The 7,681-nt window shown below is 72.7% G+C and carries 2 protein-coding genes; one reads left to right on the top strand and one right to left on the bottom strand.

Annotated elements, in window-relative coordinates; genetic code table 11:
* Positions 1-7: 7 nt before the first annotated feature.
* Positions 8-2,329 (top strand): lantibiotic dehydratase, encoded by a 2,322-nt coding sequence (locus ABZ793_RS23650; protein ID WP_357460880.1) that lies wholly within the window; start codon positions 8-10, stop codon positions 2,327-2,329.
* Here the strand turns inward: ABZ793_RS23650 and ABZ793_RS23655 are convergent.
* The gene (locus ABZ793_RS23655) at positions 2,291-7,627 is read right to left on the bottom strand and encodes an amino acid adenylation domain-containing protein (protein ID WP_357460882.1); all 5,337 of its coding nucleotides are present in this window, start codon (positions 7,625-7,627) and stop codon (positions 2,291-2,293) included. The genes ABZ793_RS23650 and ABZ793_RS23655 overlap by 39 nt on opposite strands.
* Between the last annotated feature and the right edge of the window lie 54 nt (positions 7,628-7,681).

Raw genomic sequence — 7,681 nt, forward strand, 5'->3', positions numbered from 1 at the left:
TTGCCGGATGCCCCAGGAGCATCTCACGCCCCTCGCCGGAACCCCATGGCACGTGTGGCGTTCAGCGCTGCTACGGTCGGCCGGATTCCCCGTGGCCGGGATGCAGCGGTTCGCCGCGCCCGCGCTCGCGGCGGCCGCCGACAGCTATCTCACCGGCACCTCCGACGCGGCCGCCTTCGAGGCCGCGTTCGACGCCGCCGCAACGGATCTCGGCCGGGCCGTCTACGACATCGCCTGCGACGATACGTTCCGCACTGCGTTGGTCTGGCAGAATCCGGCCGTCCTGCTCGCGGTCGACGCGATCCGGCGCGACGGCCCGCACGCCCCGCGCAATCTGCGCCGACGGCACCGCGAGGAGGTCATCGCGAAATACTGGCAGCGTTACTGCCTCAAGAACGACACCGTCGGTTTCTTCGGTCCCATTTGCTGGACGGAGCTGGGCGGCCCCGGTCCCGTCGCGACGGTGCGCCCGGGTGCGGCTTTGACGCGTACCCGCCGGGTCTTTCTGGAGCGGTGGGCGCTGGACGCGCTCGGCGAGGCCTTCGCCCGCGCGGACGGCGTGCGGGACTGGCTGCCGGTGCGGCTGGCGCCCCATTTGACGCTGCGGGACGGGGTGCTGCGGCATCCGCACCGCGCGCCGCAGGCGCTGCCGGCGGGAACGGCCGCGCTGCTCACTCTGGCGCAGCGGCGATCGTGCGTCGCGGACCTCGCCGCCGCGCTGGTCGCGGACCCGGGAAGCGGGTTCCGCCGCGCCGCCGACGTGTACGCGCAGCTCGACGAACTCGCCGAGCGCGGCGTGCTGCGGATCGGGTTCGACCTGCCGATCGACCTCACCGCCGAGGACGTGCTGCGCGAACAGCTCGCCGCGATCGGCGACGACCTGGTCCGCGACCGGGTGCTCGGTGAGCTGGCCACCATCAGCGCGCTGCGCGACGCGGTGGCCGTCGCCGACGGCCCGGACGCCCTGGCCGCAGCCATGTCCGCACTGGAACGCAGGTTCGTCGAGCTGACCGGTCAGGCCGCGCAGCAACGCCCCGGCGAGGTGTACGCCGGGCGCACTCTGTGCCACCTGGAAACCGTGCGCGACCTGGACATCAGCTTCGGTGACACGCTGCTGGAACGGCTTGCTCCGCTGGAGCCGCTGCTGCTGTCGGCCCGGTGGCTGACGGCAGCGATCGGCGACGCGTACGCCGAAGCGTTGGCCGCCCTCTACCGCGATCTGTCGGCCGAGTCGGCCAATGCGGACGTTCCACTGCCCGACCTGTGGTTCCTGGCTCAGGCGGTCGTGTTCGGGGCAAACCCGCCCAGCGCCGCCGTCACCGCCGATTTCCTGGCTCGGTGGGCGAAGGTGCTCGGCCTGGCCGATGCCGATGCCGACGTCCGGGAGCTGCGGTTCGGCGCCGCCGAGCTGACCGAGCGGGTCGCCGCGGCGTTCGCAGCCACCGCGCCCGGCTGGGCCGCCGCCCGGATTCACAGCCCCGACCTGCATCTGTGTGCCCCGGACGAGGCGGCCCTGTTGCGGGGAGACTTCACCGTCGTGCTCGGCGAACTGCACGTGGCCCTGGCCGCGTTCGACACGCACTTTTTCGCGTACGGGCACCCGGAACCGCAGCGGTTGCGGGACGGAATGCGGGCCGACCTGCCCGAGGGCCGGGTGCGGCTGTTGGCCCCGGTGGACTGGCCCCGGCACACGGCCCGCATCGCGGAATGGCTGCACGGGCCCGCCGACGTGCAGCTCGGCTTCGTCAGCGCCCCCGGCGCCGACCCGGACCGCGTCGTGCCGATCACCGGCCTCACCGTACGACCCGAAGCCGACGGCAGCCTGCGGGTGCACGCGGACGACGGACGGCAGTGGCCGCTGCTGGAGGTGTTCGCGCAGCTCTTCGACTACCAGGTGTTCGACACGTGGAAGCTGGCCGGCAACGTCGGGCACACCCCGCGTATCACCGTCGACGACCTCGTGCTGGTCCGCGAGACCTGGCGCACCACGGTCGGCGACACCGGGCTGCACAAGGTGAAGGGCGAGCGGGAGCGCTACCTCGCGGTGCGGCGCTGGAGGCTGGCCCTCGGCCTGCCCGAGCGGATCTTCGTCCGGGTCGACACCGAGCTCAAACCCAGCTTCGTCGACCTGACCAGCGGCGTCTACACCCGGTTGCTGTGCACCCTGCTGCGCGGCGCGCACTCCAAGGGCGGTGACGGGGTCGGGCTGACCATCACCGAGTTGCTGCCCGGCCCGGGCGACGCCTGGCTGACCGACGCGGCCGGCCAGGCGTACGCCTCGGAACTGCGGCTACAGATCGTCGACCCGGCGGCGGCGAAGGTGCGGTAGCCACTCGGTCGCGTCCGCCGGAGCGTCGGGGGTCTCGGTGTCGAACAGGCGCAACCGGCGCTGGCCGTAGGCGACCAGCGACACCACGGCCAGGGCCAGCCCGGACACGACGAACGCGAACCCGAGCCCTCGGCCAGGGCCGGTCCCGATCAGGGCACCGACGCTGTCGGCCAGGGCGCCGCCCGGGGCGAACATCGGCTCCAGCACCGACCCGCTCAGCGGCACCAGTACGGCGAAGCCCAGCGGCAACGTCGCCCAGGTCAGCGTCTGGATGATCGCCAGCACCCGGCCGTGGAAGCGCTGCGGCACCTTCACCTGGATGATCGACAGGTAGATGCCGTTGTGCAGGCCCAGGCCCAGTCCCACGCCGAAGCTGCCGAGCGCGACCAGCACAAGGTTCGGGCGTACGCCGCTGAGCACCAGGCTGATCGCGACCCCGAACGCGATCGCGATCAGGGCGGGCATCCGGCGCCTGGTCGGGCCGCCCCAGGCCGCGATCACGAGTCCGCCCAGGACAGCGCCCAGCGCCTCGGCGAACGCGACCGTGCCGACCTGGCCCATCGTGCCGAACGCGAGCACCATCGGCGGCACCAACATCAGGCTGGCCAGGCAGAGGTTGTAGAGCGAGAAGAAGCCCAGCATGGCCCGGAACCCCGGCTCTGCCCACGTCATCCGCGCCCCGCCGATCAGTTCGGCCAGGAAGGGCTCCTTGCGGCGGCGGCCGAGCAGCTTGGGAAACCTCACCACCGCGAGGACGCTCATCGCGACCGCGTAGCTCACGATGTCGATCAGCAGGATGCCGGTCAGGTCGATCGCCGCGAGCAGGCCCGCCGCCAGCAGCGGCACCGCCAGGGAGCTGAGCCCCACGGCCAGCTGGGCGATGCCGTTGGCATGCCCCAGGTAGCGCTTCGGCATGACCTGCGGGATCGCCGCCAGGTAGGTGATGCGTTGGAACACCGACGCCGCGCCGAGCACACAGACCAGGGTGTAGACGGCGGCCAGCCCCAGCTGATCGGTCCACAGCAGCGTGGCCAGCAGCGCCGCCGCCGTCACCGCGGCCGCGCACGCGGCGAGCAGCACCTTGCGCCGGTCGAAGCGGTCCGCGACGGCACCCGCGACGGGCAGCGTCAGCAGTGCCGGGAGGTAGGCGATCACCCCGGACAGGCCGAACCACAGCATCGACCCGGTGGTCAGGTAGACCCAGACGGGTACGGCCCACTGGGTCAGCGCCGAGCCGGTGGCCGAGATCAGCTGGCTGGCGGTGAGCGCGAGGAACCGGCCTACGCCGGGCTGCACGCCGGCGCCGGCGGTGACGGGGTCGGCGCTGGTGGCGGCTAGTTCCCAGGCGTCGCCGGCGAGCCGGTCCGCTGTGGCCTGCGCGGCGGGGGGCTCGGCGAGCCGGAGATGGGTCTGGGTGACCACCTCGGCGAGCGCCTTGGCCCGCTGCTTGATGAAGTAGTGTCCGGCCTGGTCGAGGACCACCAGCGCGGTGGATTCGCCGAGGAAGCTCCACTCGCGGTAGCGCTCCTCGTAGTACTCGGTGAGCATGTCGTGGGTTCCCACGACGGAGATCACCGGCGCGGCCACCTGGACCGGCGCGGCCTCCAGCCACTCGGTGAACTTCTCCTGCGCCTCGGCGGCCTCCCGCCGCACGTGGTGGACGAACCGGTCGACCTGCGCCTGGTCCAGGTCGGCCAGTTCGGCGCCGATCGAGCGGAGGAACGTCTCGTAACGCCGGTCCGCGCCACGGGAGTCGACCCAGTCGACCAGGCGGCCGAGCATGTTGTCCGGCCGGGCCGTCGGGAACACGCCGCCCGCGTAGATCGCTTCGATCGGGCGGCCCTGCTCGTGCAGCCGCCGGGCGATACCGGTCAGCAGGGCGCCGCCGACGCAGTGGCCGTACAGGACCAGCGGGCCGTCCACCCGGTCCTGGATCTCGGCCACGCACCGGTCGACCAGCTCATCGAAGGGCAGCTCCGTGTCGTTGACCCCGACGTCGTGTCCCGGGACCGCCACTGAGAACAGCGTGTGTCCGGGCGGCAGCTCGTCCGCGAGCGGCTGGTAGATGCTGGCGAGTCCGCCACCATAGGGTACGCACACGTAGGACCGCACCCGCTGCTCCGCCGGGACCGGCTTGGTCAGTTCGTAGAGCAGTGGCCGCCGGCGTTCCTGGTCCGCAGGGCCGTCGATCAGCGCGGCCAACCCGTGCACGGTGGAGTGCTGGAACACGTCCATCACGCCGACGTCGATGTGCCCGTACGCGCCGCGCAGCGTGGCCAGCATCCGGATCGCCAGCAGCGAATGCCCGCCCAGTTCGAAGAAGTCGTCGTCGAGCCCGACGTCCCTGACCCCCAGCACGTCCTGCCAGGCGGCGGCGATGGCCTGCTCGACCGGGGTGACCGGTGGCCGGCGCCCGGCGGCGGGGCTGCCGTCGTGCACGGGCGCGGGCAGCGCGGCGGTGTCCAGCTTTCCGTTGGGAGACAGGGGCAGCGCGTCCAGCGGCACGAACGCCGACGGCACCATGTATTCCGGCAGGCGCCGCTTCAGCGCCTCCCGCAGCGCCGCCTGGTCCAGGGCCTCGGTCCCCGCTGCCAGCGTCACGTACGCCACCAGGCGTTGTTCGGCGGGCGTGGCACCGCGTACGGCGACGGCGGCGGCGCCGATGCCCGGCTGCTCGCGCAGCACGGCGGCGATCTCCCCCAGTTCGATCCGCAGGCCACGCAGTTTCACCTGGTCGTCGACGCGGCCGAGGAACTCCAGCGTGCCGTCGGTCCGCCAGCGGGCCAGGTCACCCGTGGCGTAGAGCCGCCCGCCGGTGTCGTCGAACGGGTCGGGGACGAACGTGCGGGCGGTGAGTTCGGGGCGGTGCAGGTAGCCCCGGGCCACCTGCACCCCGCCGAGGTGGAGTTGCCCGGCGATGCCGACCGGTACCGGCTGCAACGCCGGGTCGAGCACATAGGTGCGGACGTTGCGGATGGGCCCGCCGATCGGCACCCGCGTGGCCCCGGCCAGCGCGCTGGGCGTCACCGCCCAGGCGGTGACGTCGATCGCGGCCTCGGTGGGCCCGTAGAGGTTGTGCAGCGCGGCGGCCGGCAGGGCGGCCACGGTCCGGCGGGCGAGTTCGAGCGGCAGCTCCTCGCCGCTGCACACGATCCGCCGCAGCGACCCGCACCGGGCGAGGTCGGCGGGACCGGCCGTGGCCAGGAAGGCGTCCAGCATCGACGGGACGAAGTGGACGGTGGTGACCCGCTCCCGCTCGATCAGATCCCGCAGGTACGTCGGGTCGCGGTGTCCACCCGGCTGGGCCAGCACCAGCCGGGCGCCCACGATGAGCGGCCAGAACACCTCCCACACCGACACGTCGAAACCGATCGGCGTCTTGTGCAGCACGGCGTCGTCCGGTCCGAGCCCGAAGGTGTCCTGCATCCAGTCGAGCCGGTTGACGATGCCGGCGTGCTCGTTGATCACGCCCTTCGGTCGCCCGGTGGACCCTGACGTGTAGATCAGGTACGCCGCGTTGCCCGGCGCGGCGGCGGTGCCCGCGGCGGTCTCGGGCTGCTCCGGGCCGGTCAGCGGCAGCACCACGCCCGGTACCGCCAGCCCCTCCGGCATTTCGTCGGCCAGCAGCACCTCGGCGCCGGCATCCGCGAGCATGTAGGCCAGCCGCTGCGCCGGATAGTCCGGGTCCAACGGCAGGTACGCCGCACCGGCCCGGTGAATGCCGAGCAGCCCGACGACCAGGCGGCTGGAGCGGGGCTCGTGGATGGCGACAATCGACTCGGGCCCCACGCCGTGCGCGATCAGCCGCCGTGCCACCTGCTCGGTGGCGGCGGACAACTCGGCGTAGGTCAGCCGGGTGCCGCCGTCGACCAGCGCGACCGCGTCCGGCGTACGCCGGGCCTGGCTGTCGAACAGCTCCGCCAGGGTGGTCTGGCGCACCGGGGCGTCGGTGGCGTTCCAGCCGGTCACGACCTGGGCGCGCTCGGCGTCCGACATGATCGGCAGCGCGCCCACCCTGGTCCGCGGCGCCGCGGCAGCGGCCGCGAGCAGCAGCAGGTAGCGGTCCGCGAACGCCTCCATGGTGGAGGTGGCGAACAGTGCGGTGTTGTACTCCAGCCGCAGCTCGTCGCCGGCGATCTCCAGCGACAGGTCGTCCATGGCGCCGCCGAACGCCTCACCGCGGCCGGTCGGCAGGTGGTGGAACGTGACCTGGTACAGCGGCGGCACGCCGGGGTCGCGCCGCACCGCCAGGTCCTCGACGAGCTTCTGGAACGGCATGTCCTGGTGGTCCCACGCGTCGAGCACGACTCGGCGCACCCGGCGGAGCAGGGTCAGGAACGGCGGATCACCGGAGACGTCGACCCGCAGCGTCAGCATGTTCATGAACATGCCCAGCAGCGGCTCCAACTCGGTACGGTCGCGGCCCACCACCGGCATGCCGACCACGATGTCGTCGCTGCCGGACAGCCGGTGCAGCAGCGCGACGTAGGCCGCCAGCTGCACCATGAACGGGGTCGCGGCGGCCTGCTGGGACAGCTCGGGTAGCGCCTGCGCCACGCTGTCGGGCAGGGTGCGGCGTACGTCGCTGCCGCTGAACGTGCGAGTCAGCGGGCGCGGATGGTCGGTGGTCAGCGCGTGCACGGCAGGCAGGCCGGTCAGCGTCTCCCGCCAGTAGTCGCGCAGCTGACCCCACCGAGGGCCGTCGAGGCGATCGCGTTCCCAGGCGGAGTAGTCGGCGTACTGGATGGGCAGGTCGGGCAGGTCCGGCGCCCGACCCGCGACGGCGGCGGCGCACAGCTCGGTCAGCTCGGCGCGCAGGTTGAGCAGTGAGGTGCCGTCAAGGATGACGTGGTGCCCGGCGAACAGCAGCCACCAGGTGTCCGCGCCGAGCCGCAGCAGCCGCGCCCGCCACAGCGGTGCGCTGTCCATCGGCAGGTCTAGGCGGGCGTACTCGGCGACGATCTCCGCGCGGGCGCGTTCCCGGTCCGGCTCGGTCAGCCCGGACAGGTCGGTCACCGGCAGCTCGATCGGCACGGTGGGGTGGATGTCCTGGTGGAGTTCGCCGTCGGTCAGGCGCAGGGTGGTGCGCATGGCCTCGTGTCGTTCGGTGACGGCCCGCAGCGCGGCGAGCGCCTGCTCCGGCCCCGCGCCGGGTGGCAGGGTGACCGCATCGGTCATCGTGAACAGCGGCTGCCCGGGGCTGAGCTGGGCGGTGAACCAGACCCGCTCCTGGGCGTAGGAGGCGGGGACGGTGTAGACGCCGCCCACCGCCGTGAGGTCCTGCCGCGACTCGGTCATGCGGGATCCTCCTCGGCATGCCCTCCTGGCCCTTGCTGCGCTGCGGTGCAGTCG

It is taken from the genome of Micromonospora sp. NPDC047465, from assembly GCF_040643125.1.
Lineage (GTDB): Bacteria > Actinomycetota > Actinomycetes > Mycobacteriales > Micromonosporaceae > Micromonospora.

What these genes read in the sequence shown, in the direction of transcription:
- ABZ793_RS23655 (WP_357460882.1), bottom strand. Translation starts at nt 7,627, where the DNA reads ATGACCGAGTCGCGGCAGGACCTCACGGCGGTGGGCGGCGTCTACACC.
- ABZ793_RS23650 (WP_357460880.1), top strand. Translation starts at nt 8, where the DNA reads ATGCCCCAGGAGCATCTCACGCCCCTCGCCGGAACCCCATGGCACGTG.